12 protein-coding genes are annotated in these 18990 nt (G+C 57.7%); 8 read left to right on the top strand and 4 right to left on the bottom strand.

What is annotated here, in order from left to right; genetic code table 11:
• Window positions 1–979 precede the first annotated feature (979 nt).
• The 3 genes from NKJ75_RS32275 to NKJ75_RS32265 form a co-directional block, all read right to left on the bottom strand.
• Window positions 980–2062, bottom strand: coding sequence for a phosphotransferase (locus NKJ75_RS32275; RefSeq protein ID WP_352500719.1), 1083 nt, complete (start codon window positions 2060–2062; stop codon window positions 980–982).
• Between the two features lie 14 nt (window positions 2063–2076).
• Window positions 2077–3405: an aspartate aminotransferase family protein gene (locus NKJ75_RS32270; protein ID WP_352500718.1), complete on the bottom strand. Its 1329-nt coding sequence runs from the start codon at window positions 3403–3405 to the stop codon at window positions 2077–2079.
• 862 nt (window positions 3406–4267) lie between these two features.
• Window positions 4268–5284 carry a D-alanine--D-alanine ligase family protein gene (locus NKJ75_RS32265; protein ID WP_352500717.1) on the bottom strand — a complete coding sequence of 339 codons (1017 nt, stop codon included), beginning with the start codon at window positions 5282–5284 and terminating at the stop codon, window positions 4268–4270.
• 2256 nt (window positions 5285–7540) lie between these two features.
• Between NKJ75_RS32265 and NKJ75_RS32255 the strand changes: the two genes are divergently transcribed.
• The 8 genes from NKJ75_RS32255 to NKJ75_RS32220 all read left to right on the top strand — a co-directional run bounded on the left by NKJ75_RS32255 (window position 7541) and on the right by NKJ75_RS32220 (window position 18455).
• A complete protein-coding gene (locus tag NKJ75_RS32255) occupies window positions 7541–9202 on the top strand; it encodes an ABC transporter substrate-binding protein (protein ID WP_352500716.1) in 1662 nt (553 codons plus the stop codon).
• Entirely contained in the window at window positions 9199–10197 is a 999-nt protein-coding gene (locus NKJ75_RS32250; RefSeq protein ID WP_352500715.1) for an ABC transporter permease, read from the top strand. The genes NKJ75_RS32255 and NKJ75_RS32250 overlap by 4 nt, the downstream gene beginning before the upstream one ends.
• A complete protein-coding gene (locus NKJ75_RS32245) occupies window positions 10197–11129 on the top strand; it encodes an ABC transporter permease (RefSeq protein WP_352500714.1) in 933 nt (310 codons plus the stop codon). Before NKJ75_RS32250 ends, NKJ75_RS32245 begins: the two co-directional genes overlap by 1 nt.
• Entirely contained in the window at window positions 11126–12133 is a 1008-nt protein-coding gene (locus NKJ75_RS32240) for an ABC transporter ATP-binding protein (RefSeq protein ID WP_352500713.1), read from the top strand. Before NKJ75_RS32245 ends, NKJ75_RS32240 begins: the two co-directional genes overlap by 4 nt.
• On the top strand, window positions 12126–13130 hold the full coding sequence (locus NKJ75_RS32235) for an ABC transporter ATP-binding protein (RefSeq protein ID WP_352500712.1): 1005 nt from the start codon (window positions 12126–12128) through the stop codon (window positions 13128–13130). The genes NKJ75_RS32240 and NKJ75_RS32235 overlap by 8 nt, the downstream gene beginning before the upstream one ends.
• 408 nt (window positions 13131–13538) lie before the next feature.
• Window positions 13539–15653: a prolyl oligopeptidase family serine peptidase gene (locus tag NKJ75_RS32230; RefSeq protein WP_352500711.1), complete on the top strand. Its 2115-nt coding sequence runs from the start codon at window positions 13539–13541 to the stop codon at window positions 15651–15653.
• Window positions 15654–16136: 483 nt separating this feature from the next.
• Complete coding sequence (locus NKJ75_RS32225; RefSeq protein ID WP_352500710.1) at window positions 16137–17312, top strand: M24 family metallopeptidase; 1176 nt, start codon at window positions 16137–16139, stop codon at window positions 17310–17312.
• 147 nt (window positions 17313–17459) lie between these two features.
• On the top strand, window positions 17460–18455 hold the full coding sequence (locus tag NKJ75_RS32220; RefSeq protein ID WP_352500709.1) for a succinylglutamate desuccinylase/aspartoacylase family protein: 996 nt from the start codon (window positions 17460–17462) through the stop codon (window positions 18453–18455).
• A 144-nt stretch (window positions 18456–18599) separates the two neighbouring features.
• On the opposite strand, the gene NKJ75_RS32215 is transcribed toward NKJ75_RS32220, so the two are convergent.
• The coding region (locus NKJ75_RS32215; RefSeq protein WP_352500708.1) for an integrase core domain-containing protein at window positions 18600–18990 on the bottom strand (391 nt) is incomplete at its 5' end.

The following is an 18990-nucleotide window of genomic DNA, read 5'->3' as shown; positions in this document are numbered from 1 at the left end:
CGAGCACAAGAAGCTCGCTCTGCGCCAAGCCGCATGACCAGCATCATGGCCGCCCCTTTTTGCAGAACTTGACGCACACAACCGCATTCCCATCCTGATTGCGCTGCGCTCTCATTTGATTGCCGCGCCGAGTCTCGGCGAAGGTGAGAACGTCGGGAGGCGTTTGGCTCGGCGTCCGACTGTACGCTTTCGGCGAAGCTTCCAGCGTGCCTATTGCCCCTATGAATCTGCCGTGACTCGTTCCGTGACGTCGGCGAACAGGGCTACAGTCAGGTACGAGGAGTATCCGAAGCCCGGTCGCGAGCCGATTGACTGGAAGCTGTGACCAACTTGCCGGTCGAAGATCTCTCCGCGGTGATCGAGAAGCTCGGCTGGTTTGCCCTACACCGGAACGGGGGTGTTCCACATGTTTATGAAGTCGGGCTGCCGTGCAGAGGACGCAGCTCGAGAGGCTGGCGAAGTTCCTCGCCCTCATCGCGGTGGTGAACTGGCGAACATGCTTCATCACTATGTCGGCGCGCCAAGCCAGACGTCACGGCGGGGGCGTTCTCACATTCGCCGAGATCACTGCGCTCGACCTGATCGACGAGTCTCGAACGCGACCGCGCCTCCAATGTCCTAGGCGGCAATGTTGATGGCAGCCGACTTCACCTGCAGCAAGGTCGTCTCGTCGTGGTCTACCGTAACGCGATGACCCCCCGTCCAGAGCGCCGCCCCAAATTGGCAAAGACGCGATGAGCAGTGGTGCGGGGCAGCAGCGGCCGGCCGCTCGGCCAGCCTGTTCGTCTGCACCGCACGAGCAAGCTGGTGCCAAGGTCCTGCGCGGCGCAATAGGACACGTAGATGTCGCTGGCCCGATCACCGATAACGCCGGATGCAATCGTCTCCCCGACCAAGTCCAAAACGCAAATGCCTCCGATCAGACCGGAGGCATCTTGTGAGCCGATCGTTAAGATGGTCGGTTGGCCAAGAACACCCCTCAAACAGAGCTAGTCCAAGAAAAATCACAGAATTGCGCGACGACGTCATCCAACGGTACAGCCATGGTCCGCTCCAGGTTCGCCCAGTAATACTCGGCACTAGCGAGTAGCTCCTCGCGTCGGTCAAATGCACGCTCCGCCTTCCAGTGCCTGATCAAGGCGAGCATTGTGAGCCTGGCGAGAGCCGCAACAGGCAAAAGTGGAAGCTCTGATTTGTCTATCGGCCGGCTCTGCTGGTATCCGGCCACAAAGGCAAAACCATCCTGCCAAGGGTGGTGGTCCTGAGTGCGACCGATAAGGTGCGCGATCGAATTCGCAGGGTCAAAAATCACCGCGCTATGGACCGTGTCGCCAAAGTCAAGGATAGCCTTCACGAAGGTATCGCTGTGCGGGTCCACCACAACATTATTGGGAGCGCAGTCCCCGTGGATCACTTGCATTTCAAGACTGGACAGCCTCGGCAGGACGACTTCTTCGAAGAGCTTAAAAACCCGGTGAGCCAGCAATCGGCGCTTGGGATCTGGCGCGTACCCAACTAGTCCGGCCCAATGGTGAAAGTGTGCAATGTCGTAAACTAAGCCGCGCGCGGCGGCTGGATGCTTAAACAACTGCAGTGCATTGTTTACTCGCCCAAGCATATAACCAATCTTAACCAAGTCTTCATCTACAGTAGCTACTTGCTCCCAAAGCACGCCTTCGACGAAGCAAAAGACGCTAAGGATCCTGGAAGCGCCATCACCAAAGTTGACTGGCACACTGTCCCTTCGGTCAAGTGCAGGCTTGATCCGCTGTATCGGCAGCGTGTGAGCGGCATCATCAAGATAACGCATCGCCGCAATCTGCAACCCGGTAACAAGTTCGGGCTCGTCGGGCGGTGCGACCTTTACGAGGTATTCACTCGCCCCGGCGTTGAGTATGAATGTATGGCCCTTTTCACTTTCCAACGGTTGAAGGTGTCCACTTAGCCCATGGTGCCTCTCGAGCATTTTTTTCAATAGCAAGGGGTCAATAGATTGGCTCGATGAAAGCAGGCTGCTCTCCTTCAGGAGGCGGTGGATCATCGCGTCGGCGGATTTGTTCATGTTGCTTAGGCTTTCTAGAGCCGCTGTTTCGCCACGATGGCAAAGGTCTCAAGGAACCGAGATACATCGGCAGCGCTAAAAGCGACTGGAGGACGAACTTTCAACACGTTCCCTGCGGGCCCCGTTCGGCTTATGAGAACTCGTCGGTCGCGTAGATCCTTGATGATGCTTTCGCAACGAGTGGGATCAGGCTCGAGCGTTTCTCTGTCCCTAACGATCTCGACACCAAGGTACAGGCCGCTGCCTCGGATCTCCGAAACATAAGGAGAATTCCGTGTCAGAGTTTCAAGCCCTGCCAGCAGGGTCGCGCCGTTCACGACAACGCGTTCACGCACATTCTCCTGCTCGAATACATCGAGCACTGCGGACGCTGCGGCTACAGAGATCGATCGGCCACCGAGTGTGTTGAAGTAGCTGACCCTCTGTCCGAATTCGTCAGACACCTCCGGGCGGAATACGACGCCAGATATGGGGAAACCGTTCCCCATCGCCTTGCCCATCGTCACGATATCAGGAATGAACGCGTGTCGACTGAATCCCCACATCGAATCTCCGAACTGCGCGAACCCCGATTGAACCTCGTCAGCAATGTAGAGGCCCCCAGCGGCGTGAACCTCGTTGACAATTGGCTGCATAAAGCCCACCGGGTGAGTAAAAATGCCGTCGGAGGTGAAGGCGGAATCGGCGATCAATGCGGCTAACCTGTATCCATGCCGTTCTAGATCAATGATTGCGGAACGCACTTGAGTCCGCATATACTCGTCAAGGGAGCGCTGAGATCCGCAAAGCCTTGGGTCAGGGGGTGCAATTAGTCGGACGTTCGGTCCGAGCGGGGATTCTGCGCCCAGCATTGGGGAAAAGCTCGCGACCTCACGAGTGCGCCCGTGAAACGCCCAACGAGTAGCTATGATACCCTCTCCGCCGGTATAGAACCTCGCCACTCGAATTGCGAGATCGTTTGCTTCCGATCCAGTGCAAGGCAAGCTCAATTTCGACAGCTCAGGTGGAAATGTCGCAAGCAGCCGCTCAGCATAGGCAACCAGTGGCTCCTGAGGATATCGTGTATCAGTGTTGACTGCGGCAATTTGGCGGGAAACGGCGTCCACAATATGGCTATGCGCGTGGCCAACGCCCGGAACGTTGTTATATGCGTCGAGATAGTCGTTGCCATTGCTGTCGATTAGGTGGGCACCAAAGCTGGAGACAAACTCAACCGGAATCGTCTCGGAAAACTGGTAGCCAGGACCGAGCACAGTGTCCCGACGCCGGACGATGTCTTGCAGTCGTTCAGGCAGAAGGCTGATACCACTCCGGTCGATCAGATTGTGTCGACGCGCGGTCATATTAGCCTGCCAATGAACGATCCAAGAAAGCCAACTGAGTTTGCGTCCGGTCAGCTTCTGTCTGGCGGGTGGGAGTAATGCTTGGCACAAGAATTTCAAGATGGACGTCTGGCGGCGCAATCGTTGCGTCAATTGCGCAAAAAAGGCCTGCGTCCATTTTGATTATCCTGGCTGGCTGCAACTAGCTCCATGTAAACAGGAAGTGGCTGAGGGCGTCCAATTCAGTTTGCAGATCGGTGCCTTCTTGCGACGAGATGACCGCATGCGCTGTTGTGGCCGGAGCGGGCTCAGGCTCGGCGTGGCTCGATGCGCGGGCGCCATGCCCCTCCCGCTTCGCTCACGCCCGACGATGGATCCTTCGTCGCCCATCACGCTGGTGAAAGCTACGCGAGGTTAGTTGCGGTTCAAGCACACCTATCGTGAGATGGGCGAATGCTCAGGTTTGCCTGAGGGCGCGACGTCCGCTTCTGGCGATCGCGGCACTCGCCGCGAGGATGATGTCTGGGCCGGAGAGACCCGGTCCGCCTTCCAGACGCTGCCGGCCATTGCTTGCGCATCCAAGGATGGTCGCAATGGCTTCGTCCTGAAGACTTCAGTGCCGCTGCTGGCCGCGCCCCGCCATTCGATTCTCTCTAGAACGCCACCCTCTCCAAAGCCACCTTGCTCTTCACGTAGCATAAAGGGCCGTTAGCCCAGCACGTGCGTCAACTGGAGGAAAGTTTCGGCGGTCAAGTGCTCGTACTCAGCAGGGCCGAGGTTAGCGTTACGGCCTCCGGAGCCTTTTATTCTGCTCCAGCGGGCGCTGAAGTGATCTTTTAGGGTCATTTGCTTGACGGCCAAGGGCTTGCCGGAAGGCGCAAAGTCACCTTCGGTTTGGGGGGATAGTGGTTCCGAAATACCGGGTGTGGGCGACATCCAGGATGCGATTGATCAAGCTCGAGTAGCCGTGTCCGGCCGTTTTCGCAGCCACGCAATACGATGAGCCCTTTGTGAGTGACGGATTGGCGGCGATCTCTAGGACGAAAGGCTGGCCGAAGCGGTCGATCCGAATGTCGACCCGGGCATAGTCCCGGCATTGGCAGGCGCGGAATGTAGCCATCGAAATGTCCCGCAATACCGTTGCGAGCCTGCTCTCGATCTGGGCCGGGCAAACCTTTGACGCTTTCTCGGCCGTCCCGAACTTCGCTCCCCAAGTCATAAGACGCGGCGCGCGGTCGGCGAATTTCTGTTCCACGAAAGGAAATACCTCGAGCTCATTGTTTCCAAGCAAAGCAACAGTTACTTCTCTGCCGTCGATGTATTCTTCAACAAGAGCGTCCTGCGCGTATTGTTCGACAATCCCTTCCACGGCCTGCTTCAAATCAGAAGGTCTATCTATAAGCTGCAATCCGAAGCTGTCACCTTCACGGAGTGGCTTCACTATCACTGGAAATCTCAGGTCGCCAATATTCTCATCGCCTCGATGCATCACCCGAAATTTCGGCGTCGGCACACCGCGGTCGCGAACGAGTATTTTGGTGACGACCTTGTCGTTAGCAAGCTCATGTCCGAGCGGGCTCGCTCCTATGTAGGGAACGCCGGCCATCTCGAGCATGGCAGGAACCTGGGAGAAACGGGACTCGCCCTGAGTTCCACCAGCCACGTTAAAGACGAATCCTGTAGGGCGGCCTTGTGAATCGGGTGGCATGAACCGCTCAAGCGTGCTCAGCATGCCTTTATCCCCCTCACACAGCAGCACCTCGTGTCCGCCCTCTTGCAGCGCCGGCACCACACTGTCGCATTCCCACTGTGTCCAAGGCTCCGGCGGCTGCGGCAAAGGCTGGCCGAAACGGTTAATCACGCCCGTAACGTCTCTGTTTGTAACAACGGCTACTCGCATCAGCTACTCCTTTGATGTTTGATCGGTGGTAACGGTGATTTGCTCGGGTTTGCGCCGGTCCCCACTCGCCGGAGCGAGCACTAGAAACCAGCCTGCCTGAAGGCGGATGAACAGTGTTATCAGCACTCTATGTGCACTGCGGACTGAAGATTGCTGCCGGGCGACAGGCCGCCGGTTCGCCCAGGAGCCCCAGCACCGCTAGTGCGTCCCACGGGATGTGCAGCCACGATTGCGCGTGCGAGTGTCATGTGAACTCCTCGGTTGAAAACAGCGCGACGGCCACTGTCGGAACAGGTATCTGGTGATGTGCTCGCAATTGGCATGCCACGAAAGTTGTCGGAGCAGGCAGCACAAATCACTTTCGGGCTGGCGCCTCGGATGTCAGGTTGTGAGCACAGAGTGTCGTCAATCGACTAAGGCTTGTTGAGATTCAGCGTAAAGTTTGACGGCAGCTGCGAGATTGATGAAGGTTGCGAAGCTCTTGGCGGATTTCGACGAGCGCGCGCACCCTTCCGATTGAATTGCGCCGGCATTCCGAAGCGATGGCGGCGGGTGGAGACCTGATTTTCGGATCAAGACATCCCGTGTGCGGTTGAGTCAGCGGCAGCGGAGATGGTGGGCCTGCGCATGGATTCCCCGCTCAGTTCGAGCCGGTGAGCGCTCTGAATGAGACGAGGGACAATAGCATCGGCGCAGCTGGGATCCCCATATCAGATCGAAAATATCCTGCTTTGCTTCTTTGAGAGCCGCTTATCGTGAGCGCATTCGGGGGGCATGGGGAGCACGAAAGTGCACCGTTTAGAACATGGCCGAGAGCCGGAGCTGGTGGTGATCGCCAACCCGGAACAGGTATGTATCATTCGAAGGTCAAGACGGACACGATCGACGCAATCGTTTTTACGCAGCTTTATGCCAGCGGCTTCTTCAGAGATCGCGCTTGAAGGAACATCATGCAGCGGATCGTTCATAGCCGCCACCTGATCACGTCTTGTCCGCATGCAGACCGGTCCAGCACCAAGGCCGAACCCGGTTGAGTGAACAGGTTGGGCCGAAAGACGAGCGCCTCGCTAACGATCATTTGCGCGAGTTCGATCGGCGGAGTGATGACCTCAAGGCTTAAGGGATCTTGCCCGCTCGGCTCTTGATACATCCCCGGTGTCGACATGACCGTCGCGTTGGCAATGAAGGCAGCGTGTCGGCCATGGTCGCGGTGATCGTCGAGGTGAGTCCGGCGCGGCTGGCAGCGCTGCTACGCATCTCGTCTGGAACGCGCTCGAGCATTGCCGAGAAAGCACGGCGACGACTGCCTGCAGGAACTGCGCTAGCCTCTACCACCGGCGAGATCTCGCCGAGGCCAAGGCCGAGTTGCCGCCTAGCTGTCCAATAGTCGGGCCGCCATCCACGACTGACGAGGTCGAGGATGACACCGTCGAGTACACGCTGATCTTCTTTGCCTGCCGCTCCACCACCCCTAGCATCTGAAGTCCACCCGTAACCGCCACTCGAGCAACGCGATGGCGCGCTCCTTTTTTCTCCTCTGGCAGATCTGAGAAGCGATGCCGGAAGCTCGTGGATGCAGACGTGGACAAACTCCAGCCGGCGCCGCGGGACATACTCTTTTACGCTCGCCGGTGATGCAACAGCCGACGTGGCTGAAGCGGCCAAGCTCCTTGATGTCAATGGATCATCTCCGTCGGATCGGTTTGGCCGGCTCGGTCTCGCTCAGCCGCGACAGCCCGGCACGATTGAAAACCGGCCTGACGGTGGCGGGCGAGACGCGGACCTCCCCAGGAGGTGACTGGCGGTCCAATGCTGCCGCCGCAGTGCCACAATGTGCTCGGCGATCGCTGTGGCCGTGGCCGTAACCTGTGGCATATCGGCAGTCGCGAGGAACGAGCGACCATGACGGCCCGCCCGTCGCCCTCCTACCTTGACCCAGCGCGCACGATCTTCGCCGACGCACCATATCTTCGCGCCGCCGCGTGGCTCGGCAAAGACGCCGCTCACCACCTCGAGTCTCGTCGGACCGGTCCGCGCGGACAACCTTCCCGTAACTGTGGCGATCAGAATTGAGTTTCTAGCGCCGTGTGCGAGGTGCCATCTAATTCTTGGATGGCTATGATATCGATTCCATATTTGCCCGCTAAGAATCCGCAACGTAGCTTCGATTAAGAAAAAGATGCCGCGGCATCAGTGCCGGAATCGGCACTGCAAGCAGCGAACCGCGACGCGGCGTAAGCTAAAGGGGAGAAAAGAATGAACTCGTACCTCGATCGACGCGCCTTTGCGAAGGCACTTCTACTTGCAACAGCAGGCCCCTTTGTGCTGCGCTCCTCGGCATTTGCCGCGTCACACGACGACCAGATCGTACGCATCGGGTATATGGTTGCTCCCGATTCACTGAATCCATTCGCCACATGGAGCTCGGTCGCTCCCTTAATCTATACCTTTGATTTCCTGGTTGGAGTCGATGCTCAACGTCACGAGGATCGCAAGGGATTTGCCAAATCGTGGTCCGTAGCTGACGACAACCTCACATGGACGTTCAATATCTGGCCTAGCATGAAGTGGTCGGACGGTGAGCCTGCTACAGCCAGAGACGCTGCATTCACCTACAACTATCTCCGCGACTCGATTGGAAAGCCTGATGAACTGAACGCGGGGTGGAACAGCACCGACGGCATGGAAAACGTCGAGTCGATCAAGGCGATTGATGACGAGACTTTGCAAATCGTGACTAAGGCGCCAACCCGTTGGCCAATCGACAATCTCATCATGATCATCCCCGAGCACATCTGGAAGGCCGTCAGCTATTCGGATGCGCGCCGCACTTTCCGCAACGACCCGCCATTGGTGGGGACAGGGCCTATGGTCATTTCGGAGTTTCAGCAAGGTCAATTCGTCCGTTGCACGCCGAATCCGTATTTCCGCGGGGGCAAGCCGGCGGCTGGAATGGTCATGTTCTTCTTCAATTCCTTTGATCCAATGGTGCAGGGATTGAAGAGTGGTGAGCTTGACTATGGCAATCTGACGGCCGCGCAATGGACGTCACTTTCAGAAGATTCCAACATCGTCGTCGGCCAACACGGCACCGAGTCACGATCCTACCTGGCCTTTAACACGGCGTCTGGGCAAGGAAAGGGCAGCACAAAGGCGCTGCTGGATCCCGCCTTTCGCGACGCGATCGGCTATGCAATCGACCAGAAGGCGATTGTCGATCGCGCCTACCGGGGGCACGCCGATCCTGGCATAGGTCTTGTGATGCCGGTAGCTGCAGAATACTACTCCGATTTGGCCGAAATCAGGCGCCATTTTGATCTCGATGAGGCGGGTCGACGGCTTGACGCGGCCGGTTACCGCAACAGAAACGGCGATGGCATTCGGGAGGACAAGGAGGGAAACCCCTTGCAACTCGAGATGATCACAGGAACATTGTCGGGTACGGACGAAATCCCGACCGCGGTGATGCAGTTGATCACAGGCTGGTTGGGGCAAGCTGGCATCCCCGTCTCGGTGACCCAGCTCGACCCTGGTGCACTCAGCGCCCGCACGAAAGCGCCGGCGGACGGCGGCGGAGGCTGGGATCTGCTTCTCGCCAGCAACTGGCCGTCTCCCACGCCTGACGGTCTGCTCAGTTTGGGCAAGAGTGGCGATCACGTCAACAGATCATACTGGACGGACGAGAAGTTCGAGGCGCTTGTTTCTCAAATTGCGGTCACCGTTGAGCTCAAGAAGAGTCAGGAGCTAGTCGATCAAGCGGCGCGCCTCATTTATACCGACGCGCCATACATCATACTGACTTACCCTTACCTTCTCGAGGCTCACCGTACCGATCGCTTCCAAGGCTGGGGGAAGGATGACGCGATATCGGCAGGTTGGAGCTATTTCCCGTTTGATCGCCTGGAGCCCATTCGATGACTAAAAATGGCTTGGCGGGGCGAACAAGCCGGCGGGTTGGGAGCATTTTTTTTAGGGCGGCCATAACGCTTCTAATGGTGGCGGCGCTGAACTTCGTTCTATTTAGGGTCATTCCAGGCGACCCTGCATCACTGCTGCTTGGCGGCGCGCGCATTAGTGTGACTGCTGAGCAGATGGACATACAGCGCCAGAACTGGGGCCTCGACCGGCCCCTGTTCCCTGACCAGATGGTCGATTACTTGTGGGCAACCCTCCAAGGTGACTTGGGGTATAGCTTCAAGTTTAGGGGCCAGCGCGTCGCCGACCTGATCCTAGAGCGGTTGCCGGCCACTATCGCCCTAGTTGGCCTAGCACAACTGATCGCCATCCTAACCGGTGTTATGGTTGGCCTATATGCCGGTTGGCGCAGGGGAGGAGCCGTCGACCATATCTCTATGGGAGTCTCCCTCGCGCTTTACTCCACGCCGTCATTCTGGCTTGGAATGATCCTGGTGGTGATCTTCAGCACGTCGTTAGGCTGGCTTCCGGGCTACGGTGTATACTCTCCCAGCATGATCCCCGGCTCCCTTGAGTGGTTGCTCGACTACTTGCGCCATCTCGCGCTTCCGGTCACCGCGGTGGCGCTTGGGCTAATCGGCCAGTACGTTGTAGTCGCACGTGCGGCAATGAGCGACGTAGTCACCGAGGATTACATGGTTACCGCTCGGGCCAAAGGACTCACCAATGTTCAGATGCTGATACGTCATGCGTTCCGTAATGCAATGCTGCCGGTCGTAACTCTAATTGCCCTCAATATCGGCTACGTGGTAGCGGGCGCCATTACTGTCGAAGCTGTATTCGCTTGGCCGGGGATCGGTGGCCTGACGGTGGAAGCCCTCAACGCACGGGACTACCCTGTCCTTCAAGGCATATTCCTGTTGCTTGGTGCGTCGATCGTCGTTGCGAACCTAGCAGCCGATTTTGCCTACGGGCTTCTTGATCCGCGAGTCCGATAATGAGTGAAAGTACAGTTCGTTATTCCCCGCCAGGCCGGGCGCGGGCGATCAAAGCATTTCTGCGTGAATTTCTCAGTTATGGCGGCGCTCAAGTGGGTGTCGTATGTCTGGTATTCTTTCTTTTTGTGGGAGCGGCCCCCAATGTGCTGGTGGGGCCGCTCCAGACCGCGATCAATGCAACTGGCGATTTCCTCGTCGCCCCCTCGGGCGAGCATCTGCTCGGCACGGACGAAGTCGGGCGGGACGTGCTCAATCTGGTCGTTCATGGTGCCCGGATCTCGCTGACGATCGCGCTTTTAGCAACGGTGATCAGCCTGGTCGTCGGGACTACGATTGGTATGACTGCAGGCTACTATGGGGGGAGGGTTGACGTCTGGCTGATGCGCTTGACGGACTTCTTTTTTGTCATGCCGTCGTTCGTACTGGCGCTGGTCATCACACCCGTAGTTCTGGAGGTGATCGGGCGCGGCGGAGAAATCCTCGGCTTTCGTCCTTCTCTTTTTGTGACCATTGTCGTTATCGGCACGACGAGCTGGGCGTTCGTCGCCCGTATCGTCCGCAGCCAGACACTATCACTCAAGGAACGAACATTCATTGATCGTGCGCGCGTTGCGGGCAGCAGCAATTTCAGCATCATGGTGCGGCACATCCTTCCCAATCTCGTGCCGCAAATCGCAGCCAATGGTGCCCTGGTCGTCGCCGGCGCAATTTATATCGAGACATCGCTCTCGTTCCTCGGGCTTGGTGACCCGTTGCAGCCTTCATGGGGCACTTTGCTTTCGCTCGCTCAGCGCGCCGGTGCGGCCAGTGCCGGAGCCTGGTGGTACCTCGGCGCACCTGGGCTTTGCGTACTCACGGTTTCCTTGAGCTTCGTCCTGATTGGCAATGCCATCGACGACACATTCAATCCACGGCGGAGGGTGATCCCATGATAAACTCCTCTGAAGACAAAGCACCACTTCTGGAAGTGAACGGGCTCTCTGTCGACTACGGGCTCAAGGGCGTTTCATCGCGTGCTATCGACAGTGTAAGCTTCGCGCTCCGGCCGGGAGAGGCCGTTGGCCTCGTCGGAGAATCGGGCAGCGGGAAGACCACAACTGCAATGGCGATAGCGGGTCTGCTATCACCCAACGCGCGCGTTCGCGAGGGCGAGATCCGTTATCGCGGTCACCGGCTCCCGATCGACGATGACGCCGCGATGCGGCCACATCGCTGGAGCGAAACGTCCGTAATCTTTCAGGGCGCGATGAATGCGCTTAATCCCGTTCACCGCATCATCAAGCAGATCGCCGAGCCGTGTATGCTGAAGCTAGGCATGTCGCGTGGCGATGCGACGACGCGGGCAAGAGAACTGCTCGAGCTCGTCGGTATTCCGAGTGACCGCGGTTCCGCCTATCCGCACGAATTGTCTGGTGGCATGCGTCAACGGGTGATGATTGCGATGGCGCTCGCATGTCGCCCCTCGATCGTCATTGGCGATGAGCCCACCACGGCGCTCGACGTTATTACCCAGGCTCAGATCCTGAAGCTGCTGCGGGAGTTGCGATCAAGGCTTAGCCTTGCCATCATTTTGATCACCCACGACCTTTCTGTGGTGGCTGAGAGTTGTGATCGCGTGATGATTATGTACGGGGGGCGGATCGTCGAGGATGGCACCGTACTCGAGATATTCGCCCAGCCTAAACATCCCTACACCCGTCTGCTGATCGAATCGATCCCGAACCCGGCGAGCGGCAAACGGATCATTCGGCCAATACCTGGCGACCCCCCCAACTTGGTGAATCGACCCTCAGGATGCGCATTCCATCCACGTTGCCCGTTGGCCATGGGCATTTGCGCGGCCGAAGTCCCCTGCCTCGATCAGTTCGGGCGGGGACGCGTCGCCTGCCATCTTTACCGGTCCTCGCAAGAAGCCAAGGTCGCAGCTCATGCCTGACACCGCCGACATGGTGCGTCTTGAGGGCCTGCAGGTCCATTTTCCAATCGAGGGCGGGCTGTTCGACCGTGTCCTGGGTCGACCTACCCGCACCGTGCGCGCAGTGGATGGGATCAACCTCAGCATCGGGCGCGGCGAGATCTTGGCCCTAGTCGGGGAATCAGGAAGCGGCAAAACCACGGTTGGCCGCGCCATCACAAAGCTCGCCCAGCCAACTGGCGGCAAGTTGCTGTTTGAAGGCCGCGACATGACGTCGGTTCAAGGCCCCTCGGCCTTGCGTCCTTACCGCCATCGCGTCCAAATGATCTTCCAGGATGCTTATCAGGCGCTCAACCCACGGCACACCGTGTTCGATATTGTGGCGGAGCCATTGCGGTCACTGCGGCTCGTTGAAAGCGACGCTCAACTTAGCGAGAGGGTAAGTGAAGCCCTTGTCGCCGCAGGGCTCAATCCTCCGCATGACTTTTTCGCTCGCTTCCCGCACGAGCTATCTGGGGGGCAGCGCCAGCGTGTCGTGATTGCCGGAGCACTTGCTGTCAGGCCGGAGCTCATCGTTGCTGACGAACCTGTCTCGATGCTCGACGTCTCCATACGTGCACAGATTCTTCAGGTCCTTGTCGACCTCCGCGCCAAGCACAACATGGCACTGTTATTCATTACTCACGATCTGCCTCTTGCCTGGTTGATCGCCGACCGGATCGCGGTCTTGTATCTTGGAAAATTGGTTGAGATCGGTAGCGCCGACGCCATTACATTCAACCCTCGTCATCCGTATACAGTTGCCTTGCGAAACGCTACCCCGCACATTGGCGGCAACGCAGGTCGCGCCGAACTGCTGGCCTTGCAGGGCGAGGTGCCGAGTGCTGCCCGCATACCGACTGGTTGCCGCTTCCATCCACGTTGTCCACTGGCGTTTGACCGCTGCAAGGAGGAGGAACCACCGGCCACCGAAGTGGGGCCGGGGCACATGTCAGCGTGCTGGCGAAGTGAAGGCTGACTTCTTGTAACGAAATCCCGCAACGAGGTTCTCGTCAGCATCAAACGCCTTTGCCAACCCGATCGACATCGCGCCACTGGCAGCTTGCGACGGGTACACCGTGTCGGACACCGTCGAGGACTGCCATCTGGATTTTCGATAGCTGGGGTCGTCAATCTATGCTTGTCATTGCCGAGATAAACCTGCAAATCTGAGCAGTGGACCATAGGGAGTTGCTGTCCATCATGCGCGGACTCCTTTAGTATACTCTAGAGTTATGCCGCCAAGCTAATGTTGAAGGTGCTGCAGATTTAATCCGTGTTAAGGACGATTTGCACGCTACACTGGGAGGGACATCGATGCACAAACTAAGTTGCTTTCAAACCGGCGCCGGAATTCTTCCTCTTTTTTTCTTGTGAGAGCCGCCTGATGGAAGACAAGCGCCTTCAGCCACCTCATCCCCGTGCTGAGCCACGGATCCGCGTGCTTCATGACGATGTCACGATCGACTCGTATCGTTGGTTTCGCGACCGGGATAATCCCGACGTCTTCGCGTATCTCGAAGCTGAGAACAGCTATGCAGAGCAAGCGACAACTCACCTTTCAGCGCTTAAGGCGGAGATCATCGCCGAGATCGAGGGGCGTCAACCTCGCGGGGGCACCCCACCAGCTTTCCAAGTTGGGGCCTTTGAGTACTTCCAAAGGCACGAGCAGGGCCGGTCTCATCCGGCTTGGTGGCGTCGCCCACTAACCGGAGGCTCTGTCGAGCAAGTTCTTGATCCGAACGTGATCCCCGGGGCCGAGTTCTTCTATCAACTCGGGGTCTTCGCCCCGAATGACGACGGGCGTTACGTGGCCTTCAGCTTTGATGTGATCGGGAACGAGATTTTCGAACTTAGGGTTCGGGACATGGAGACCGGCCGAGACGTCTGGCAAGGCTCGAAGAAGGCTGCGATGGTAGCTTGGGCTGCGAATGGCACCACACTGTTTTTCACGCGGGAGCGACCTGGCCTGCGACAACAATGTCATGAGCTTATTCGCCTAGATATCGCAACTGGGATTTCTGAGGTAGCCTTCGAGGAAGCTAATGAGGGATTGGAAGTACGGGTTCGGCGTTCTGATAGTGGCGCCTGGTTGTTCCTTGACGTTCACGCCTTCTCGGGCTCTTCCTCTTTTCCCGTCCATGTCGGTGCTGCGGAGGTGTGGTGTCTTCCTGCTGACATGGCGGGGGGCAAGTGGCGCCGGATTGTCAGGCGGGAAAACGGACAAGAGATCTATGCCGAGCATTGGGGCGACAGTTTCCTGTTTCGAGTGGACGACGCTGGGCCGTACTGCCGGCTCGTGCGCGCCCCGATAGATGACCCGTCATCGTCGTCATGGGAGGAGGTCATCCCGCATAGAGCAGGCGTAACGCTTGAGGAAATCCACGTCTTCGAAAAGCACTTGGTTGTTCTGGAGCGAGAAGGCCTGCATCCTCGCCTGGTCTCACGTGACGGTAGGGGCGTCGTTGGGACAATGATCATTCCCGACGAGCCGAGTTGCACTCTCAAGGTCGGCTTATCTGTAGGGGGGGCGCGTTCGGTTCCACGTCATGTGTTCCGAAGCTCGAAGTTGGTCTATTCAATTAGTTCGTTTGTGACGCCCGATGCTCTAATGGAGCACGATCTCGTCGACGATCGTTCGGTGATCTTGCACCGGGCCGACATACCAGGCTATGACCCGGCTCTATACGTTGCGCAGGTTGTCATGGTGGAGGCGGAAGACGGAGTTGAGATTCCGATCTCGCTCGTTGCGCGGCGCGACCGAACGAGGCCCGGGCCGGTCGTACTCCGCGTCTACGGATGTTACGGGTCATCAAGATGGCCTTCGTTCAACGCTTGGCCTTCATTCATGACTGCTCGGTTAAGCCTTCTCGACCGAGGGGTTGCTTTCGGTTGGGTCCATGTTCGTGGTGGTGGCGAACTCGGCCGCCCTTGGCATGAGGCGGCCATGGGTGATCGAAAACGGACCACTCATACAGATCTGATCGCCGCTGCCGAGGGGCTCGTTGAGCAAGGCTTCGCCACCGGCGACGGGATAGTCATTGAGGGAGCCAGCGCTGGCGGCGGTGTTGTGCTTGCTACGGCCGCCTTGCGGCCGGACTTGTTCCGCGCCGTGGTTGCTGAGGTTCCCCTCGCGGACATCCTGGATACCGAGATGGATGCCGCAATGCCTTGGGCTCTAGTTGAAAGGGCGGAGTATGGAGATCCCCACATCGCTAATGAGTATGGGTACCTGCGCAGCTACGACCCCTACTACAGCCTCAGCGCCGATCGCCCACTTCCGCCGACATACGTCGACGCCGCGCTCGATGACGGCCAGGTGCTCTTCTATCAGCCCGCTCGCTATGTGGCGCAGCGTCGGTCCTGTGTTGCCGATCGCGACCCCAAGCTGGTGTTCCGAATGCGGAAGGTCGGCGGCCACAGCGGCGCTTCCCATGGACCTGGCGTCGCCGAGGAAAGAGCATTTCGCATGGCTTGGGCCCTCGACCAACTCCGACGATGACGCCCCTGACCGGAGAACGCCACGAATCCTCATCCATGATTTTGCCACTCACAAGGCCGCGCTGGTCAGATCATGGCTGGCGCGCTCGCCTCACCACGATTTCCACTTCATGCCGACATCACCATCCCGGGTAAAGAGCGAACCCCAGTTCGCTGGACTGACCAGTCAGCTTGAGGCCGATATTCTCACCTTCGTCGAGTGCGACTATGAGAACGCAAGGCCCTAGCGGTGGAAAAAGTCCCAGGACGAAATTCCCTGGTCCGCTAGGCATTTCTGTCGGAACCAGGAGCAGACCTATGGCCGAGGTTACATGACTAGGATCACTGCCGAACCTGCTCTTCACCAACTCCATCTCGCTTCTAGATGGGACAATATGAAAACTGCATTTGACGATGGCGCCGCGCGGCTGATCAATCTGGCTGAACAAGTTCGGTCGGCTCATCACGGAATCCGACCTGAAGCCTTCAATGATTGAGGTGAGATATGCGCACGACTTTCTCTACGGTTCCTCTGGCCGGTTTTCCGTTCCCCAGATCAGAGTACGAACGCCGGCAGCAGAACGTGCTTGAGGCAGTGGAAAGCGCAAAGCTCGACGCAATCGTAGTTACCGCGCACGGCCACCTCCGCTATCTCACCGGGTATGATGGAAGCGGTGGATATTTCGCGCCGTTCCCGTTGATCCTGGCTCCGGGACGAGCGCCGACATATGTCGTTCGAAAATTCGACGAGCAGGCAGTTCGCGCGTACGGTTGCATTGATCAGATTGATACTTATGTCGAGCAGTCCGACTTCGCCAAGGCTTGCGCTGATGTTATTCGCCGGCAAGGACTACAGAGCAAGCGGATCGGGTTTGAGCTAGGCTGCTCTAACCTTGCACCGGCTGATGTGAGCGCGCTTCAGGCACAGGTTCCCGATTTGAAAATGGCCGACGTCAGTAGGCTGGTCTCTTCGGTGGCAGCTGTGAAAAGCGACCTAGAGCTCGAGGTCATGCGCGACGCGATGCGTATGACGGACGCGGCAGTGCGAGCTTTCCAGAGTTCGCTGCGGGAAGGCGTGACCGAACTGGAAATGGTGGGCACCATGGCGGCAGCGGTTGAAGCAGTGACTGGAAAAGCCAACGGTGAAATTGGGATGTCCCAACCTAATATTCTATTCGGGGAGCGGACAAAATTGCCGCACGGTTATCCCATGCAGCATCCAATCAAGAAGAACGAGCCGGCTTTTTTGGAAGTGGGCGCGTCGAAGCATGGATACTTCGCAGGACTTGTCAGGTGTGCCGTACTTGGCCGACACCCTGAGGCAGAATCTCTGCATAGCTTGGCTGAGGAGGTCATCGAGGCAGTGGTTGCCTCCATCAGGCCGGGTATCACTGCAGGAGCGGTAGACGCTGCCGGCCGCGAGGTTCTCAAGCGTTCCGGACGCCACGGAGTCTTTCGCCAAAGAACCGGCTATCAAACTGGTATCAATTGGACTGAACGAGGAGATCTGAGCTTGGAGCCGAACGCTCATGACATCCTTAAGCCTAGCATGACCTTGCACATGCCAAACATATTGTGCAGCGAAAATGGCTATTTATTTGGCACCGGTGCACACGTCTTGGTGACAGAGAGTGGGGCAGAAATACTGAGCCACGTACCGAGCAGCCTCTACCGCGCATAAAAACAAAGATGTCGAGTCATATACAGCATCGTCAGCTACAAGAAGCATAAGGATGGCGATGATGCGACGGAGACCCTGTCAACTTTCGGCATGGAGCCGGTCGGGGTACTTTTTTGGGTACCATAAAACTTCCCGAGGGTATTTTCAATGAAGATAATACCACATCTCACATCTGATCCTGACGCGCTTGGCGCGAGTGCGGGTCATCTTGTTGTCCCTAAAGGCGACGACTGGGAAGCTCTTTCTCTTCCGGTCTTCAGCTTCAATAAAGGGGAGGGGCCACGCCTTCTTATCACAGGGGGCAATCATGGTGACGAAATGGAAGGACCGATTGTCGCGCGACGGCTTGTTGACTGGCTGCCTAGAGAGCAATCCTGTGGGAGCGTGACCATCGTACCCGAGCTCAACCCGCTGGCTGTGCAAGCTTGGACCCGCAACACGCCGGTCGACGGCAAGAATCTTAATCGGCTGTTCCCAGGCCGGTCCGACGGGTCAGTGAGCGAACGTATTGCAGATGCGGTTTCGCGCGTCTTATTGCCTGCTGCTGACACTATATTTGATCTGCACAGTTTCGGACCGACATGGGATATCCCACCGTCGGTCATCATGCATCCTATTGGTGACGCCAATCTGATGGCTAAGACAGTGCGAATGGCAGAAGCTTTTAAGTTACCTGTGACATTGGTCTGGCAGCACAACGAGACAGCTGGAATGTTCGATACCGTGGCCCACAACCAAGGTAAAGTGTTGGTCTGCACCGAATTCGGCGGAGGCACTGTTAGCTCCGGTGCCCTGGCTGTCTATGAAGCTGGGCTACGAAATGCCCTTATCGGGCTTGGGATCATCGAGGGAAAAGCGGAACACCCAACTTTCCGTCAACAGAAATCCAGCAGGTCGCTTGAAACGCTAACATCTGACGAACTGCGGTCGCCGGCACGGGGCATCTTTGAACCTCTGCGTTCCATCCTAGATGAAGTAAAGCAGGGCGATCTCATAGGCCTTCTGCGTTCTATGGAGTCGCTGTCAGCTGACTGCATTGAAATTTGCGCGCCTACAGCAGCCATCGTGTATGGTATTCGGTCCGGAGGGTTTGTTGAAATCAACGAAGAAGTGGCGATACTTGCACGACCTTTAAAGCTTTGAGAATCAGGGGCGCATCGAGCGTTTCCAGAAGCCCTCGCGCTGTTTTGGGCTGCACGTTCTGTTGCTTGCGCGGTTTTGGAGAGAGTGAAGTGACGCGACACAAACCTGTGTTTCGTTCCTCATCTTGTCGCGGCTTTCCGTCCGCTAAATATACTCCAAGGTTATGGCGGCATGTTTGGCGCCCTTACAGTAGATGTTCGGTCCCGGCCTTTGCTGGAGCGGATTGAGTTTGAAGCGTTCCGGTTGTGACGCCCACGCCCTGCAGATGACCTCGTAGGGTGTGAGACCCTTGAGGGTCTTGGGTCTGCGAGCGAAGTTGTAGGCGGCAACGAAGTCGGCGAGATTGGTGCGTAGCGGGTCATGGCTCTCGTAATAGAAGCGCTTGACGGTGGCGTCCTTGATGGTCCGGTTCATTCTCTCGACCTGGCCGTTGGTCCACGGATGCCTTGGCTTGGTCGTGCGGTGCTCGATGTCGTTCCCGGCGCAGGCGTATTCGAAGGCGTGAGCGCGGAAGATCTCGCCATTGGCGATTGCC

It is taken from the genome of Mesorhizobium sp. M0058, assembly GCF_040323095.1.
Taxonomy (GTDB): Bacteria; Pseudomonadota; Alphaproteobacteria; order Rhizobiales; family Rhizobiaceae; genus Mesorhizobium.
This window is presented reverse-complemented; position numbering and strand designations above follow the sequence as displayed.